This window comes from Nostoc sp. DSM 114160 (assembly GCF_053470305.1).
Window position 1 is genome coordinate 408445 of sequence record NZ_JBPFGO010000002.1, and the last position, 15891, is coordinate 424335.

A 15891-nucleotide genomic window follows, 5' to 3' on the forward strand; every position below is an offset into this window, starting at 1 on the left:
TGAAAAAAAATGATGACAATAGGAGTAACATCAAATTCACAACCTACCATTACGGTTGGATTAGAATCAACTGGTGTTTTTCTGGGAATAGTCGTGAGTTTAACTGTTTTATTGGGTTCACTAGTAAAAATAGTTAGTACTTTTAATAAGGTAGCTTCTGATATCAGAGATTTAAAAGACGATATAAAAAATCATGCAAGCAGTGAAGGGCATGAAAGATTGTTACAGCAAGTGAGAATTTTGCAATCAGAGTTTAATGCTCACGATAAAATGCTTGGGATTCATTTACAGAATTTTGAAAATAGGAAGGAAGCTGTACAATTTTTGTTCGGACAGCTAAATGAAAAAATTGATAACAAATCAGTGAGGATAGAAATGGAAGTCAAAGAGATAAGAAAGGAGTTGAAAGAAGTACAAGGTTTCCTACATAAGCATGAAGATTTTGTTATTAGGAATAGAGGAGACTAACATTGAGATTTCTCCAAGTACTACTCTAAGAACTTAGGAGTAAAAGAAGAGATGAGATGTAAGTTTGAAGTGATTAACAGAACTAAATATGGTGGTATTCCACTCAAGAATATTTGGAAGTGTCTGACGAACAGGTGTTAGGGGCGGCTGCAAGGTTGTTTATGCTGTCTCCGGTTGCGGAAAATACTGATAAATATGAACTTCAAAACAAGGTGCTGCTTTCAAGGAAAACTAAGGGTAAGAAGTAGAATTAAGTGATTGCTATTTAAACACGGTAATTTTAATACTTTATGTAGATTTAAATGTCAAAGCAATGTGAAAAAACTAAGTCTAGATTTGTACTAAGGAGATTCTTATATGGATAACGACAATCAAATAGACAAGAACAATTTTTTATACCAGCGCTATCGATATCTTGGTAAGTACACGCCTCAAAGTTTTTTATTCAATGCTAATCTTCAAGAATTTTCTCAACGTGTTTATTATCTCTCTAATCAAGAGACGTTGGGTAAAATTTCTTCAGAGGAGTGCTATGAGGAAATTGAGTTGCTATGGCAGCAATTAACACAGAGCTTTAAGGCATTAGGAATTGAGAATAAAGACGTTAATGAATGATTGTCAACAGTGTACACACAATGCTATGTTTACTGTGTACACTGTTGACAAGGTGGGGAGAGATATGGGAAAAAAAACCAAGGAATCGCCTATTGTAAGCTTTCGTGTGCCACATTCTGTTGTCGAGAAGTTAATTACAGAAGGCAGATTGAAGCCTAACCATATAAAGTCAGAGTTATCCAACCTAATCAAAAATGACTGGTTAGCCTCTGTTGATGCTGGTGTAGAACCAACCGTGAGTGTAAATACTGTTTATGAGCAACTAACAAAAATAGATAGAGTTCTAGAGATACTTGAGGACAATAAGCTTGTAAGCGTTGTTGATGCTAATGTAGGCAGTGTTGACAAAATTAGCATCCCTAAAAGTGTAGACTCAATCTCGCCGGATAATCAGCTTGTAGAGGTTGCCAACAGTAATGTACATCCCGTAGAGGAAATAAATGTTGTTGATGAAAACAGTATTGAGTCATTGAATTTGAAAAGAAGTACTTATACGGCGCTTCTCGATGCACAAGTTAACACAATAGAAGATTTAAAGAAATATGGTGTCACAGGCTTGCGAACGCTGAAAAATCTGGGAAATAAATCTGTATCTCAGATAGTTGAAGCATTGCAAAGCCGAGGGATTGAATTACCAGAGTTACCAGACCCCAGAACCGGAACACACACCTTCTCTCTGAGCAGTGATACCGAAAGCTACACGCTAGGACTTGATGAGCCGTTTTCAATATTGCAGTGTCAAAAACAAGGTACGTGCGCTACGTCGTTATGCCACCAAAAGTAAAATTACAGTTTTGCAGTGTCTAGAATGCTTGCTACACATACCTTTCAGAAAAAAGACTCTCAAAGGTGAGTGTGATTTTATTTGTTGAGCAGCTATTTAGTGTAGGTGGCATACACAAAAAAACCTCTAGAAGGCTTATTCCTAGAGGTTTTTAATTTACTTGGAGTCTGTACTTGGAGAAGTTTGGAAGATATTTCTCTATTTACCTTTACTTTCCATTAGTCGATTAATTAACTCTTGCTGTTCGGCTAGCTGTTGTTTAAGTAAATCAATTTCTGATCGTTGTAAACTTTGCTGATCGTCAAGTAAGTCAGGGTTTATTTGCAAAGCTTTGTCTGATATATCTTGATAATGCCTTCTGCTGACTTTTTCCGAATGTTCGTACCATGCATTTACTATTTTTTCATCCCTACTTAAATCAAATACTTGATGAGTAATAAACGTGTGTCTAGTGTTGTAAGGTGGCAAGTATTTAGATAGTTTACCTAGCTCTATCAAACTTGGAATAATCCCTTTTGTTCCGTTAACGCCACCATGCCAAGTATTGTTGAAAGTTCTAGCAGAAATAATTCTATTGTTTTTGGATTTAAAAACAATTTCATTTAACTCACCTTGTGGAACTGATTTCAAGAGATTCCATAATTCACCGTTTTCAGGCATGGGGAAAAATCTTATAGTTTCATTCTTCGTGGGAAGAAACTTTTTAATGCGTTCATTGTATGTTCGCCTAAAAACAATTTGTTTTTTATCCCATAGTACATCTCCCCACATGAAGGCAATTGCTTCACCTGTTCTACATCCAGTCAAGAATTTAAATTTTACAAAAAAATACCAATGACAAACATAAGGATTATTCTTTATGTAAAAAAGTACGTCTTTAGCTTCTTTCCAGGTATAAGCTTTTGTCTTGTCTAAAACATCTTTATCATTTTCTATTTCTACTTCACTATGTTTTTTCCCTTTTGAGCCTAATTGCTGTAAATCTTGAGCCATATTCTCAAAAGGATTGTAATCAACAAGCTTAGATTTTATCGCTCTATCGTATGCTTTTGATAAATAAGACAAAAGATTTTTAACTGTTTCAAGACTTCGATTTTCTATCAACCAGTTTCTAATTTTTTCACCGTCTTTATCTCCTACTGCTTTAATTGCTGATTTAATTAAATTTGGGTAACGTTTACAGTAGTCAAGCTTGTAGACTGTTTCTTTCAAAGATGGTTTTTTGTACTCACAATACATATCCCAAACCTCAAGAATAGATAACTCTGGTTTAGGTGGGAGTTGACCGTCTGACGTTGTGGCATTCTCTACTATTTTTAAATTTGGTTTAAGTCTTTGCTCTACAAGAATTTCACGAAATCTATTTTCGTTAAATGTTCCATCTGGGTTTGTAAGCTTTCCCTCCTCTACCTCTAGCTGTAACCTACGTTTCAGTATTCCTGCCTTGTCTTCCCATCCCTCTATTTTTGAAATACCTGTTGCTTTCTTCACTTGGTGAGGTTCACCTGGGAAGTAAGGACGCGGGAAACAAGCCTTAACATTCCCAGAGTCTAACCTGACTGATACTTCACCCTTCCTAGCCTTACCAGTGGCAGTTTTAACGCTGCTAACCATAAATGCTCATTCCATGCTCAAAATGTGGATATCAGTCTTTTAATGACTGAGATAAAAGCATTTTAGCAGTTTATCCAGTCATTAAAATTTACACGCATAGATGCTTTTATCCTGCCTGAGAATTTTTTACATTTATTTACATTATCGACTGTTTAAGGAAAATAAATGTTGTTTCAACACGTCTAGGCATTATTATGAGTATTCACCCTAACTCATCCGTTAGGTTTTGCTGCAATAACTGGTCAAGCTTAGTTTCCAGTGCTGAGAGTTTTTTAAGAATTGTGGGGCGATCGCCATCAATAGAAATTAGTAAATTGGTTATTCTCTCTTGTATATTCGTTAACTGTGCGACTGCATTCTGAATTTGGAGCATTCCTTCTCGGAGTTCTTGGCGTTCTTGTCGTGCTTCCGCCATTTCATCTAACATAGCTTGGACTGTTTTAGCATTACTCTCAATTAGATGTTTGAGTTCTTTATCAGTCATTGCGATCGCGCTTTGAAGTTGAGTTTATTATTAACTCTAAAGTATTGAGGGATTTTGTTTCAATCCCCCGTAGGGCAGGACAGTTGTGCTACCATGCACTATGGTTTAATTACTTAAAAATTGCGATCGGGGCTGTTTACTGGCAATTAGATTTTTTACTCTGATGGCAAATATCTATACTTCTAGACACTAGTTGTTACAAGGCTTGAGAGTTACTTCTTGTGCGCTAATACCAATTTGAAAAATAATTACGACAGATGGATTCACACCAAGCCAGACGCACCAAGTTAATTCCCAATCCAAAATCGTTCGACTGAGCGACTTGCCTTGAGCGGAGCCGAAAGGAGCCGAAGTCTAAAATCCAAAATCTAAAATGGTATAACTTTGGGTGATTTTTAACACTACAAAAAGTAAAGTGTTCTTGTTGCGCTTCAGATAACCGACTGCTGCGGTTATCAAGACCTCATCCCAATCCACAAAATTGGATAATTTATTTGTTGGAAATTCCTAATTCAACGTGAGTTCGGCAAGCCCTTTTTTGACCTCTCCCTTAACCCCTCTCCGTGTCAAAGAGGGGAGTCAAAACCCTAATTTCTCGTTGCTCCTCCCTTTCTCCGTGGGAGAGCGAGGTTGTCCGGGAGAGGTTCATCGAACTCCTAAGAAACAAGGCAGGAGGCAGGAGGCAGAAGGCAGAGGGGAAGAGGATTTGACTTGTTTCTTTCGCCCTTCCCGCAGGTGCGCCTCCGTTGGAGACTCACGTTAATTCACAGTCCCAAGCACACTTTGCTGTAAAGGAACGCCACTAAAGGCAATTTCCTCAACATTCAAGACATTCAAGGTGAACTCATCACGCTTAATGGTGTAATTGTTCGGGCTGCCTGTACCTGTAATAATGTAATCACTTTTGAGATCGGACAGAATTAGCTTATCCGATCCCGATCCACCATCGATCGTGGCATTACCGTAACCAACATCAAATATGTCATTTCCACCTCCACCCTTAATCAAGACATTGGCAATAGCACCCCCTTGATCGGAAACAGTATTACCGTTAGCATCAATTCGACGGGCTTTGAATTTATCGTTACCGTTTCCGCCATCAATGGTGCCGCCTTGAATGCCAATGCTGGTGCCATAACCGGTAAGGATATCAGCTCCTGCCCCTTGATAAATAATGCCATCAGTATTAAGAATACCTGTGCCTTGACTAATGCCAGTGCCAATGAGAGTATCGTTGCCATCGCCTAAATTGATTGTGCCACTGTTAACAATGCCTATACCTACACCAGGTGCAAGCTCCACTGGCCCTTGCCCAAAAGGGTCATCAGCGTAGAACCCTGCACCCCCTGTACCTGTGCCAGAGAGATAGTCGTTTCCCTGCCCAAGAGCGATCGTGCTACCCTTGCTGTTGGAGATGCCTACACCCCTACCCGCATCGTACGATCTAAAAGGTTCTTCCATTGCATCACTGCCCTTGCCAATACCAACAATAGAATCGTTTCCTTTCTCTCCACTAATGTTGCTACCACCACTGTTGAAGATACCTGTACCTTCTCCTCCAGTACTACTAATTCCACCAGTTCCAGTTCCCTTGATAGAATCGTTCCCTTCTCCTCCATTAATGTTGCTGCCCTCAGTGTTAGAGATTCCTATAGCATTCGTTCCCGATCCAGTTCCAAAGATAGAGTCATCCCCAAATCCTCCATCAATGCGGCTCTTCTGAGTGTTTTGGATGCCTATAGTGATGGCTCCGATATTTCCGTCACCTCCGGTTCCGGTTCCCTCGATCAAATCTTTCCCGTCTCCTCCATTAATGTAACCACTCTGAGTGTTAGAGATACCTGTACCAGGTTCATTGCTTCTATACCCAGAACCACCACTGCCTGTGCCAGAGATCGTATCGTCTCCACTCCCTGCATTGATAATGCCACTGTTAGCAATACCAGTGCCTGTGCTTGCGTCAAAGCCGTCACCGCCACCAGTGCCTGTGCCAGAGATCGTATCCTTACCTGCTTGAGTATCAATGACTCCGTTTTTTAGAACTTCAATTCCAATTGCTGGAATTGTTGGCAATAATGCATTATCTTCTTGTCCCACCACTAGATCGGAACCAGAAGTGCCTATGAATGGGGGTAAAGAAACAATTAGTCTAGGCATAATACAAATTTCCGCAATTGTGTGTGTTGAAGTTTTAACCTGTGAAAGTCTTGCTCTTTGAAGAAGAATTTTCTAAGTTTATAAGCAGTAGTTTCTAAACAAGGGTTAGGCAATAACAGATCGAGTACATGACAATTCATCTTCATCAAGCTAGTACCTGTTTACTTTACGTTGGACGCACAAGTTTTATGCAGAACCAGCCAATTTTTTATAAAAGTTCATAGTCTGCCAAAATTACAGAAATTACGGGTAGCGTCAAAATCAAAGACCCAAATCAAATTAGTCAGCCAACCGTAGTTGTTCGCTCTCCCCTATCAAAAAACGATTAAGAGGCAACGGGGATGGAGGAGTGTATCTAGTTCATCAACTAAAGTAATTTTGGATAATTGAGGCAATATGATTGCAAAATAACTTACGGAGTTTTAGGTTAGGTAAAATTTGCAATCTCTTGGGAAAAATTTTCATCCACTCATCAATAGTCAGAACTATTTCCAAAAAAATCCTGTCTAAGAATAAGTTATACTTCAAAGATTTCAGGGAAGATGAGCAATACCAAGATAGTATATGTATGTTTATTCCTCTTTCTGATAATTGTCTTGTTTAATATGCTAGCAAGGCAGATTCAGAGAAATTCTTTTCCCGTAGCTGAACAACAGGTAATCAGAGTTTTATTTATTGGTAACAGTTATACATATTTCAACGATCTTCCTTGGTTGACACAACAGTTAGCTGCCTCGGCAAAAGAAACTAAAAAGTTAGAAACTGAAATGGTTGTGGTTGGTGGAGCTACACTTCAAAACCACTGGAAACGTGGCAAAGCACTCAGGCTTTTGAAAGCGAAACGCTGGGATTACGTAGTACTGCAAGAGCAAAGTACTTTACCAATTACCAATCCCCAGGAAATGTACAAGTACGCTACTCTGTTTGATGCCGAGATTAAGCGAGTCAATTCCCAAACACTATTTTACTTGACTTGGGCAAAGCAAAATCAACCAGAAACGCAACAGATATTGACTGATGCTTACACGAACATTGCTCAAGAACTGAAAGCTAAAGTTGCACCTGTGGGAATAGCTTGGCAAAAAATCCAAGAAGCGAATCTGAAATTAAACCTTTACAGTTCGGATCGAAGCCACCCTAGTCCGATTGGATCGTATGTAGCAGCGTGTGTATTCTATACAACATTTTATGGTAATAGTCCTGTAGGCTTGACTCGTCGTATATATAGTAGCGACTCTAGTACGCCACAAGAAAACAATAGAATTGAGTTAGAAAGTTTAAGTGAAACAGATGCCAAAATGATTCAACAATTAGTTGAGTACATCGTCATAAAGAATTCAGAAGTCAGTATTCAGCAGTCAGAATCAATCAACGAAAATTAAAAAGTAAAAACAGTGCTATACAGAAATAAATTTAGAATAGTAGGTTTGGTTGAGTAACAAAAAATCCCAAAAAAGCCTTGATAATTTTGTGTTCTGATAAACTTGATGCTATGTTTTATTAAGACTCTCTAAGTTACGTTGCGTTTGGACATAATTGCACTTTGCTGAAAGAGGGCAATCATTACAAAGAGGATTTTTTGCCCTGCAAATTATCGCTCCAAAGTCTAGCAAGGTTAGATTCCATTTGCCAACTTCTTTATTAGGAGCAATTATTTCTGCTGCACCCCAAAGAATTTTACAGCGCGATTTCACTCTTTCTCCTTGCAAGCCAAAGAAGCGTTCGAGGATGCGAGCGACATTAGTATCGAGTACGGCTAGCGGTTGACTGAAGGCTTGAGAACAAATAGCACGAGCTGTATATTTACCAATTCCAGGTAATTCAAGCAACTGCTTTTCTGAATCGGGGATTTTTCCTCCATACTGCTCTAAGATGATGCGAGCGCATTGGTACAGTCTTTTTGCTCTGAAGTAAAGACCTAAAGGCTCAAGCAATTCGCTCAATTCATCAATGCTTGCCTTGGCTAAGTTTTCGAGCGTAGGATATTTAAAGAGAAATGCTTTGTAGATAGGAACAACCGTAGCTGCGTCTGTTTTTTGTAGCAGATATTCTGCAACGAGAATTGCGTAAGAGTCGCAAGTCTGCCGCCAAGGAAAATCGCGTAAGTTTTGCGTTCCCCATATAGAGAGATGGTGGCGAAACCATTTAATTTTTACAGCATCCAAATTTGACGCTGCGTTTTCTTGAGGTTCTTTAGTAGCACTCTTCACGACTGTTTTCTCAACTTAAATCTAGCAGACTTTTACCACCATTCTGAGAAGAAGTACGCAACCATTGTAAAAACTCAGCAGTTAATGTGGGAGTTTCTCGCAAGCGCCGCAAGTCTTCGCTTTGTTTTGTCATTTCTCGTACTGTAAACGGATGGTTGGAAACTATTTCTACTAGTTCTTCGTGAGACATATCTTCTGAATATCCGTCTTCACACTGGCATAAATAATCTATATAGATAAAAAGAGTTTCATGTATTTCTTCTACTACTGAAATAGTCTGTTGTACGCTTGGATCTAAACAAAGTTCCAAAATATAGAGAATTGCACTTGCTGCCATCTGTGCTTCTGGAGTGTCTACGTTTTCATAGTCGGGGTAGCTTTGGTCACAATCAGAATACAGTTGACGAAATCTTGCCGCATCAACCTTTTTTCCTACCAAAAATTCCCAGATTTCATCGAGTGCTACTCTAAATAAATCTTCTCCATCCCAATCATCTTCTCTAGCTGCTCGCAAGTAAATATCATAGTGTGGATACAATCTCTCGCAACAAGCTGCCGCAAATGCCACTCGATGCATAGGTGTAAAAGCTTCTAGTTCTCGCTCCACTATATGGAATTGACGGTACTTTAAATTCATTTTTATAATTTAAGCTGCTCTGCATTTAAGTTGTATAATTAGGGCGGGCAAGATGCCGACCCCACAAGAGTTTTATTTGATTTGATTATTTAATTTAGATGATTTTCAATTTAGTTGTATGTCAGCAGTTATTGAAACAATTATTAATTGATGTGAGAATTTTCTGCTATGTTTTTTTGAATTCTATACTCCTACCCTTCACGATTGTTTTCTCAACTTAAATCTAGCAGACTTTTACCACCATTTTCAGAAGAAGTACGCAGCCATTGTAAAAACTCACCAGTTAAGGTGAGAGTTTCTCGCAAACGCCGCAAATCTTCGCTTTGTTTTGTCATTTCTCGCACTGTAAACGGATGGTTGGAAACTATTTCTACTAGTTCTTCGTGGGACATATCTTCTGAATATCCGTCTTCACACTGGCATAAATAATCTATATACTCAAAAAGAGTTTCATGTATTTCTTCTACTACTGAAATAGTCTGTTGTACGCTTGGATCTAAACAAAGTTCCAAAATATAGAGAATTGCACTTGCGGCTCTCTGTGCTTCTGGAGTTTCTACGTTTTCATAATCGGGGTAGCTTTCGTCCGAATCAGAATAAAGTTGACGAAATATTGCCACATCAACCTTTTTTCCTGCCAAAAATTGCCAGATTTCATCGAGTGCTACTCTAAATAAATCTTCTCCATCCCAATCATCTTCTCTAGCTGCTCGCAAGTAAATATCATAGTGTGGATACAATCTCTCGCAACAAGCTGCTGCAAACGCCACTCGATGCATCGGTGGAAGAGCTTCTAGTTCTCGCTCTAATATATCGAATTCACCGTACTTTAGATTCATTATTATACTTTAGTTGTATTGTCATTTGAAACGATCGCTAATCAACGATCGCATCTTAAATTTAAATTGCTGGTGATTATTAATACAGTTGATTATCAGGGCTGTTCCTACAACTGCGGCTTTACATAACTGTTAGTTTTTTTTGAAAGCTGGGTAGTATAAATTACCGAAAAAACTAATTTGGCATATAGTGATGTTCAAAACTAAATTATCAGAATTCCGTGATTCACCAGAATTTTATACCTCAAAGTTAATGCCTCGCCATATTGGGGCGATCGCAGCTTTAATTTTAATTAGCTTACTGAGTTCATTGAGTGGAACACCATTTGACCATAACATCTCCAACGGCTGGGAAGCCTTTGTCTGGGGATTGGCAGATCCAGTAATTAGTTTAAATTGTTTAGTTGGTATTGTTGCGATTGGCTTACTCTCATCTGTGTTTGTTCGTGGCGCTGCGATCGCTGGATGTTTTGTCTTGGCAACAGTTTTAGGCATTGTAATTCATATATTTCAGCTAAATTTACTAGGCACAGAAATAGCCATCGCCATTTCTACCATCGTTTTTGGTACTATGCTGATGATGCCAAATCAACTAAACTTTCTGGTGCTTGCGCTGATGAGCATCAGTGCTGGTTTATTTCAGGGTTATGCTAATGCTGAATCTATTATTGGCGCAGGAACAATATCAGTCGTTGCCTATATACTAGGCATTACCTTAACTCTGTTTGCCGTTGCCATGAGTGCTAGAGAAATTGGTGTTGGAATGGGTATGGGAGAGATAAACCGAATTTTACCCTGGAAAATCAGCCTTGCTGGTTTCGCTTTGTGTGCGATCGGTATCGTGTTTTTGAGCAATTCGCTTATTTAAAATTTAAATCAGATATTTCAATTCAGTGGAATACATTCATTCGTGGGGGCGTACACCTAGCTGTGCGCCCCCACTGCGTTTTTAAACTGGATCGAGCTTTCTAGTGAATATGTTGATGCACCTCTGCGCTAATCTAGAGGCTATATATAAATCAAAAGTTATGACACCTGAAGAAATTGCGGCTACGCTTACAGAATTATTTGACACATCGGCTGTTACTACGACTGCTCCTGGATCGTGGCAAGTAGACACTCCTACTTTTCGGCTGTTGGTGCTGCTTTCCGAAGATAATACTTGGCTGCGAGTTTTACTGCCTATTCTGCCCATCCAAGAAGCCCAACCATTTTTAGAACAGTTCCTAGAAGCCAACTTTGATGACACTCAAGAAGTACGTTACGCTTTGCATGAAAGAGTAATTTGGGCGGTATTTCAACATCACAGCAAAACTTTAGTGAGTGCAGATTTATCCAATGCAATTAACCGACTTTTATCTCTCCATCAGACTAGATTGGATAATGTCTTTAATCAACTAGTTGAAAGCCGCATCCGGCAAATTATTCAAGTAGCAAAACAGCAAGGACAATCTCTGCAAGCTACTATGCAAAGTTTAGAACGCTTTTACGCTGAAGGAATGATGGGCGAAATAAATCAAACTTCACAAGCGCAAGAAGAAGTCTTAACTGCTTGGCGGCGTCAGTTAGAACGTTTATGGAATGAGGGTTAATTTCAGTTTTTCAGTTTTCATATTCAACTAATTTACAAATATATTTATCTATCATGAATCTCGTTGAAATCCTCAAAGAAGACTATCAAAGATTCCCAGTCAATCAAACTTACAGCATTTATGCCCCAGAGGTTTATTTTCAAGACCCGATGAATAAATTCCGTGGTGTTAAACGTTACAAAGCGATGATTAATTTTATCGAAACTTGGTTTTTAAATCCCAAGATGGACTTACATAATATTCAACGTTTAGGAGACACAATCAAAACTGAGTGGACACTTAGTTGGAATACTCCTCTCCCCTGGAAACCACGGATCTCTATTCCTGGTTGGAGTGAATTAGGTCTTAACTCTGATGGTTTGATTATTTCCCATATCGATTATTGGAACTGTTCCCGCTTAGATGTGGTGAAACAGCATTTTTCCTCTTGAAAAAGTGGATGATTCAAATAATATAATTACCATCAAAATCTTCATGGTTTGTAGTGAGGACTTTAGTCTTCTCTGACGAAATGCTACGCAAACAAAATTAGGACTGAATTCTGGCTATTACACTAGATGTAATCACGAAAGTCATTAATTATGATGACGGCTGCCAAAAATCCGGAAATTTCTGCTGAATTAACTATACATACTAAAGCAGAAGAATTTGGTGTGCAAACATAATTGGTTAAGATATTTTTCCTATTTATAGGGGGTTAATCCTACCCAATTTATTGATAAAATCCTCATGTTCAGCAGACTGCAAACCTGCTTGTAAAACCTTCAACACACCCTGCATATTACCTGCTAATAACTCCGTCGCCGCTAACCACAAGCCTGGAAATACCCGACTTCGCAAAATGCCTTCATTGTCAGGTACTAACTCCAAATATTCACCCTGTTCCAGAGAAAACCAAGTCAACTTTTGGTCTAAAACTTGCCAAACAATATATTCTTTGACACCGTTGCGACGATAAGCCTGTTTTTTGCCATGAAGATCGATAGCCGCACTACTAGCAGCAATTTCCACAACTAACTCTGGCGCACCTTCAATATAATCATCTTCACTCAGCCGCGTTTGACCACCTGCTTCCGGTTCAATCAACAGAACAACATCGGGTTGAGGTTCGTTATCTAAGTCTAAGCGGACGGTAGGTTCAATTCCCAAAGCTACACCAGGAGTTGCAGCTTCGTAAGTACCAAGGCATGTCAAAATCCAACCATGCGGTTGACCGTGACTTCGGAAACGCAAAGCAGCAGGCATAATATAGACAATTCCTTCGATTAATTCAGCTTTTTTCAGGTTAGGGGTGGCATTGTAGCGACGCTCAAATTCGTAGCGGGTGAGTTTGTCGCCATTTTCCAAAGGAGGAATTGTCCAAAGTTGGGAGGGTGTCTTCACCGTAATTGTTGTGAAAATGAGCTTGTGTACATCTTAGCGAATTAGGTAAAAACACAACCTACTAGAGAATGAAGGACTTCTGACCTCACTTCCATTCCTCACTCCTTTTAGAGTGAGGCTTTGAATTTTACTCTCCAAGGCTAGTAGGGAAGGGGCTGTTCTTGTTAGGTCTAATTTACTGAAACATTAAGATTTTTTTACAAAATCATCAGCAATGTTGTTTAAATTGATAGCTGCATCCCAAGCATTAAATAGGTTTCAGCTATATCGCCTCACCTAAAACCCGCAACAAACCTTATTTTTTTTCAGCCAGCAGGTTTGAGAAAATCAGAAACGATTTAATAATCAAGTACTTATAAGTAAATGGGCTGAATTCAAAGATAATACCTCTCTCCAAACCTCTCCCCTTCTCTAGCAACGGCACGCTGGGCGATGCCTACGGCGGTAAACTACGCACGAAGGGGTTGGTGGTAAGCTCTCATCTTATATTTTTACGCCCACTTACTTAGTTATTTGAGTTTAAAAGGGAGACACAAACATGAAATTGGCTTACTGGATGTATGCTGGCCCAGCCCACATCGGCACTCTGCGAATCGCTAGCTCTTTTAAAAATGTTCATGCGATTATGCACGCCCCACTTGGTGATGACTACTTTAACGTCATGCGCTCCATGCTATCGCGGGAAAGGGATTTTACTCCGGTGACAACCAGTGTCGTCGATCGCAACGTTTTGGCCCGCGGCTCCCAAGAAAAGGTGGTAGATAACATCACCCGCAAGGATGCTGAGGAACACCCAGATTTGATTGTGTTAACTCCCACCTGCACCTCCAGCATTTTGCAAGAGGATTTGCACAACTTTGTCGAACGGGCGCAGTTGGAAGCAAAAGGAGACGTAATGCTGGCGGATGTGAACCACTACCGCTACAACGAACTGCAAGCCGCCGATCGCACTTTGGATCAAATTGTCCAATATTACATCGAAAAAGCCCGGAAGCGGGGCGAATTGGCAGAGGGCAAAACTGCAAAGCCCTCGGTGAACATTATCGGTACTACTACCCTTGGTTTCCACAACAATCACGACTGCACCGAACTGAAACGGCTAATGGCTGACTTGGGAATTGAGGTAAATACCTTAATTCCTGAAGGTGCTTCGGTGAATGACTTGAAAAAGATGCCCCAAGCCTGGTTTAACCTAGTGCCTTACCGCGAACTTGGTTTAACTACAGCTCGTTACTTGGAAGAACAATTTGGCACACCTTATATAGACATTACTCCAATGGGTGTAGTGGAAACTGCCCGTTGTATTCGCAAGATTCAGCAGATAATTAACGCTCAAGGTGCAGAAGTTGACTATGAAGACTTCATCAATGAGCAAACCCTGCATGTATCTCAGGCTGCTTGGTTCTCCCGTTCGATTGACTGTCAAAACTTGACTGGCAAAAAAGCTGTGGTCTTTGGTGATAATACCCACGCCGCCGCCATTACCAAGATTCTGGCGCGAGAAATGGGGATTCATGTTGTTTGGGCTGGAACCTACTGCAAATATGATGCAGATTGGTTCCGCGAACAGGTGAGCGAGTATTGCGATGAAGTGCTAATTTCCGAAGATCATGGTGAAATTGGGGATGCGATCGCTCGTGTCGAACCCTCTGCCATTTTCGGTACGCAAATGGAACGCCACGTTGGTAAGCGTTTGGATATTCCCTGCGGTGTAATTGCTGCACCAATCCACGTCCAAAACTTCCCCATTGGTTACAAACCATTTATGGGTTACGAAGGCACGAATCAAATTACAGATTTGATCTACAATTCCTTCACTTTGGGAATGGAAGATCACCTGTTAGAAATCTTTGGCGGTCACGATACCAAAGAAGTTATTACTAGGGGAATTTCTGCTGATTCTGATTTGAATTGGACAAAAGATGGTCAAGCAGAATTGAATAAAATTCCGGGATTTGTGCGCGGCAAAGTGAAGCGTAATACTGAGAAATTTGCCCGCGATCGCGGTTTTAAAGAAATCAACGCTGAGGTATTGTACGCCGCGAAGGAAGCTGTCGGGGCGTAGATTGGGAATATTTGATTAGAGTGAGTGGTGAGTGGTAATATCTGCTTCTCACCACTTCTCTAGTTAGGCATATAAACATAATAAAGTAAAAATTTCGATATTTTTAGTACTCCATAAATTTAAATTACATTCCTAATATGTTTTTTATTGATTAAATTATTCTTGTATCAAAAATTAATATGAATAATTTATACCAATTCAAAATTCATGCATTAAGAAAGCCAGACAAAACAAAGGTTTGTCCGTATGTATCTGTCGCATTCTTTTTTCAAATTGGTATTATTAAGTAGATTGCTTAAACGATGTAAAATAAAATATTTACATATTACTGAGTTGCTTTAATCTATAGTTCAAGGATTAATCATACGCTGAAGTCCAATCGAAATAAGTTCATAATCGTCAGGTGTCAAACTCCCTCGATAATCAACAATACGGTTAACATCTAAAACTCTGATTTGATCTAATAAAGCAATAGATGGTGAATTTAATCCAGCAACTCCTGCTGCAAAACGTGGATATAAATCTGGTGAAGCGATTGCCCACGTTTGCCCTCTATCAGTAGTCATGGGAATTACAACTATTAACGAAAAGCGAGGTATCCCCAAGCGGTTTGGGAACCCTACAACAATTGCAGGTCTATAACCCTCTTGCTCACGACCTTGAGGGTTTTGTTGAGGAAAACGTGCTGTTACAACATCCCCAAACTGTAAAGAACGAGTTGTCATTATTCAACAATTACTACTCCCATCCCAGGAACATACTTAACAGGTAAACCTTTATCTAGTTCGCCGGGTTGCCAATCATAAGGTTCATAGCTACCCAAATTTGATAAGTCAGTTTCTAGCCATCCCATATCAGATTCTTCATCTAATTCTTCACTGATTACAGATAGCCGAGTTTGTTGACGATTTTTCTTTCGCCATTCTAAAAACTCAACAAAATCTAGAACTTGCTGCTGTGCATTTTCTGGAAGGCGTTCTAGTTTATCCAAAATCTTTTCTTTAAGAGAATCCATGCTTGCAACCACAATCTTTACTGAACAG

17 protein-coding genes are annotated in these 15891 nt (G+C 39.5%); 8 read left to right on the forward strand and 9 right to left on the reverse strand.

All coding sequences use genetic code 11. The features are described from left to right. Window positions 1-9: 9 nt before the first annotated feature. The 3 genes from NSTCB13_RS18785 to NSTCB13_RS18795 all read left to right on the forward strand — a co-directional run bounded on the left by NSTCB13_RS18785 (window position 10) and on the right by NSTCB13_RS18795 (window position 1867). Window positions 10-468: a hypothetical protein gene (locus NSTCB13_RS18785; protein ID WP_448273460.1), complete on the forward strand. Its 459-nt coding sequence runs from the start codon at window positions 10-12 to the stop codon at window positions 466-468. A 357-nt stretch (window positions 469-825) separates the two neighbouring features. Continuing rightward, the gene (locus NSTCB13_RS18790; RefSeq protein ID WP_448273462.1) at window positions 826-1083 is read left to right on the forward strand and encodes a DUF7219 family protein; all 258 of its coding nucleotides are present in this window, start codon (window positions 826-828) and stop codon (window positions 1081-1083) included. 64 nt (window positions 1084-1147) lie between these two features. Next, window positions 1148-1867 (forward strand): DNA-directed RNA polymerase subunit alpha C-terminal domain-containing protein, encoded by a 720-nt coding sequence (locus NSTCB13_RS18795; RefSeq protein ID WP_448273463.1) that lies wholly within the window; start codon window positions 1148-1150, stop codon window positions 1865-1867. Between the two features lie 198 nt (window positions 1868-2065). Here the strand turns inward: NSTCB13_RS18795 and NSTCB13_RS18800 are convergent, their stop codons facing one another. The 3 genes from NSTCB13_RS18800 to NSTCB13_RS18810 all read right to left on the reverse strand — a co-directional run bounded on the left by NSTCB13_RS18800 (window position 2066) and on the right by NSTCB13_RS18810 (window position 6122). Next, the gene (locus NSTCB13_RS18800; RefSeq protein WP_448273465.1) at window positions 2066-3481 is read right to left on the reverse strand and encodes a site-specific integrase; all 1416 of its coding nucleotides are present in this window, start codon (window positions 3479-3481) and stop codon (window positions 2066-2068) included. Between the two features lie 202 nt (window positions 3482-3683). Then, on the reverse strand, window positions 3684-3965 hold the full coding sequence (locus tag NSTCB13_RS18805) for a hypothetical protein (protein ID WP_445631298.1): 282 nt from the start codon (window positions 3963-3965) through the stop codon (window positions 3684-3686). 759 nt (window positions 3966-4724) lie between these two features. After that, window positions 4725-6122 (reverse strand): beta strand repeat-containing protein, encoded by a 1398-nt coding sequence (locus NSTCB13_RS18810; RefSeq protein WP_448273466.1) that lies wholly within the window; start codon window positions 6120-6122, stop codon window positions 4725-4727. Between the two features lie 605 nt (window positions 6123-6727). On the opposite strand from NSTCB13_RS18810, the gene NSTCB13_RS18815 reads away from it, so the two are divergent. Continuing rightward, window positions 6728-7504: a DUF4886 domain-containing protein gene (locus NSTCB13_RS18815; protein ID WP_448273467.1), complete on the forward strand. Its 777-nt coding sequence runs from the start codon at window positions 6728-6730 to the stop codon at window positions 7502-7504. Window positions 7505-7612: 108 nt separating this feature from the next. Here NSTCB13_RS18815 and NSTCB13_RS18820 read toward each other — a convergent pair whose 3' ends face one another. The 3 genes from NSTCB13_RS18820 to NSTCB13_RS18830 form a co-directional block, all read right to left on the reverse strand. Continuing rightward, entirely contained in the window at window positions 7613-8332 is a 720-nt protein-coding gene (locus NSTCB13_RS18820) for a helix-hairpin-helix domain-containing protein (RefSeq protein WP_448273468.1), read from the reverse strand. A gap of 10 nt (window positions 8333-8342) precedes the next feature. Beyond that, window positions 8343-8969 carry a DUF416 family protein gene (locus NSTCB13_RS18825; protein WP_448273469.1) on the reverse strand — a complete coding sequence of 209 codons (627 nt, stop codon included), beginning with the start codon at window positions 8967-8969 and terminating at the stop codon, window positions 8343-8345. Between the two features lie 212 nt (window positions 8970-9181). Beyond that, complete coding sequence (locus NSTCB13_RS18830) at window positions 9182-9808, reverse strand: DUF416 family protein (protein ID WP_448273471.1); 627 nt, start codon at window positions 9806-9808, stop codon at window positions 9182-9184. Window positions 9809-10001: 193 nt separating this feature from the next. Here NSTCB13_RS18830 and NSTCB13_RS18835 point away from each other — a divergent pair, with 193 nt between their 5' ends. The 3 genes from NSTCB13_RS18835 to NSTCB13_RS18845 all read left to right on the forward strand — a co-directional run bounded on the left by NSTCB13_RS18835 (window position 10002) and on the right by NSTCB13_RS18845 (window position 11831). After that, the gene (locus NSTCB13_RS18835) at window positions 10002-10676 is read left to right on the forward strand and encodes a HupE/UreJ family protein (protein WP_448273472.1); all 675 of its coding nucleotides are present in this window, start codon (window positions 10002-10004) and stop codon (window positions 10674-10676) included. A 160-nt stretch (window positions 10677-10836) separates the two neighbouring features. Beyond that, on the forward strand, window positions 10837-11400 hold the full coding sequence (locus tag NSTCB13_RS18840; RefSeq protein ID WP_448273473.1) for a hypothetical protein: 564 nt from the start codon (window positions 10837-10839) through the stop codon (window positions 11398-11400). A 53-nt stretch (window positions 11401-11453) separates the two neighbouring features. After that, the gene (locus NSTCB13_RS18845) at window positions 11454-11831 is read left to right on the forward strand and encodes a DUF2358 domain-containing protein (protein WP_322687975.1); all 378 of its coding nucleotides are present in this window, start codon (window positions 11454-11456) and stop codon (window positions 11829-11831) included. A 256-nt stretch (window positions 11832-12087) separates the two neighbouring features. On the opposite strand, the gene NSTCB13_RS18850 is transcribed toward NSTCB13_RS18845, so the two are convergent. Next, window positions 12088-12783: a Uma2 family endonuclease gene (locus NSTCB13_RS18850; protein WP_448273475.1), complete on the reverse strand. Its 696-nt coding sequence runs from the start codon at window positions 12781-12783 to the stop codon at window positions 12088-12090. A gap of 538 nt (window positions 12784-13321) precedes the next feature. Here NSTCB13_RS18850 and bchB point away from each other — a divergent pair. Next, window positions 13322-14848, forward strand: a complete 1527-nt coding sequence (gene bchB / locus NSTCB13_RS18855) for a ferredoxin:protochlorophyllide reductase (ATP-dependent) subunit B (protein ID WP_445631289.1) — start codon at window positions 13322-13324, stop codon at window positions 14846-14848. Between the two features lie 350 nt (window positions 14849-15198). On the opposite strand, the gene NSTCB13_RS18860 is transcribed toward bchB, so the two are convergent. Together NSTCB13_RS18860 and NSTCB13_RS18865 are read right to left on the reverse strand one after the other, a co-directional pair. Further along, a complete protein-coding gene (locus NSTCB13_RS18860; RefSeq protein WP_448267326.1) occupies window positions 15199-15573 on the reverse strand; it encodes a type II toxin-antitoxin system PemK/MazF family toxin in 375 nt (124 codons plus the stop codon). Then, window positions 15573-15863, reverse strand: a complete 291-nt coding sequence (locus NSTCB13_RS18865) for a DUF2281 domain-containing protein (RefSeq protein WP_445631285.1) — start codon at window positions 15861-15863, stop codon at window positions 15573-15575. Before NSTCB13_RS18865 ends, NSTCB13_RS18860 begins: the two co-directional genes overlap by 1 nt. Window positions 15864-15891 lie beyond the last annotated feature (28 nt).